This is a genomic window from Parapedobacter soli (assembly GCF_025460835.1).
Lineage (GTDB): Bacteria > Bacteroidota > Bacteroidia > Sphingobacteriales > Sphingobacteriaceae > Parapedobacter > Parapedobacter soli.
In genome coordinates, this window is the sequence record NZ_JAMXAY010000171.1 from 1 (window position 1) to 401 (window position 401).

At 40.1% G+C, this 401-nt stretch carries 1 protein-coding gene; it reads left to right on the forward strand.

Features of this window, described 5'->3' with window-relative positions; genetic code table 11:
* The first annotated feature begins 72 nt into the window (after window positions 1–72).
* A complete protein-coding gene (locus NGM62_RS22065; RefSeq protein WP_262250461.1) occupies window positions 73–396 on the forward strand; it encodes a hypothetical protein in 324 nt (107 codons plus the stop codon).
* The last annotated feature ends 5 nt before the right edge of the window (window positions 397–401 follow it).

The window sequence follows — 401 nt, forward strand, 5'->3', positions numbered from 1 at the left end:
AAATATTTCAAAGAACAATTTCAGATTTTAATGGGACAGCAATGAGAAATAGGACTGACACTTGAAGGACGAATGATGGTTGAAGGTAAATGGGCAGGACAAGTAACTGGACTTGGAAATCAATCAGTCGAAGTGGCAATGATGGTTACGCCAGACGGACACAGCCGACTTGAACTTTCAAAATTTATAACACCTAAAACTATTTCAGACCACAGAACAGCACCAGTTAACTCTCTTGGCTATCTACGAGTTATGTTCAGGGTTGACAACCTTGACGAATTATTAAGCCGACTTACTAAACAAGGTGTTGAAATTGTAGGCGAAGTGGTTAATTATGCAGACGTTTATCGGCTATGCGTATCCATCCGACCAAGTACATCTTTCCTGATTAATTGATCCGC

Excerpts from the sequence above, each read along its gene's own strand:
- NGM62_RS22065 (WP_262250461.1), top strand. The coding sequence starts at position 73 with ATGATGGTTGAAGGTAAATGGGCAGGACAAGTAACTGGACTTGGAAAT.